Source organism: Vibrio sp. 10N.222.52.B7 (assembly GCF_041474275.1).
In the GTDB taxonomy this organism is placed as follows: Bacteria; Pseudomonadota; Gammaproteobacteria; order Enterobacterales; family Vibrionaceae; genus Vibrio; species Vibrio crassostreae_C.
Window position 1 is genome coordinate 1 of sequence record NZ_JBFRTU010000517.1, and the last position, 365, is coordinate 365.

Annotated in this window: 1 protein-coding gene; it reads right to left on the reverse strand. The window is 48.2% G+C overall.

The genetic code is table 11. The features are described from left to right. Positions 1–365: VCBS domain-containing protein (locus tag AB4512_RS23970; protein ID WP_372175997.1), on the reverse strand; the 365-nt coding region annotated here is incomplete at both ends.

Here is a 365-nt window from a genome sequence, read left to right on the forward strand (position 1 = left end):
GTGTAAACCTCGGTGACAAACTCATCGTCATCGAGATATTGCACGTTGTCGTTGTCTACGACATAAGTCCATTCGCCATCGTCGGTAATGGTCAACATACCCAACGCGGTATCATTGGTCGAACCTTCAGGATTAAACGTTCCGTTAGGTTGAAAAGCCGCGACATCGTTAGCATCAACATCGGTAATCGTCAGTGTTCCCGTCGCCATCAAGTCGTTGCTTTCTGGCTCGACATCAACATCTTCTGTCACCTCACCCATGTCTGAGTCACCTTCCCCGACAGTAATTTCGGATGGATCATCAGCACCGTTGATGGTGATGGTTACTTCACTGGTGGTCCCATCAATCGCAGTAACAGTGTAAAC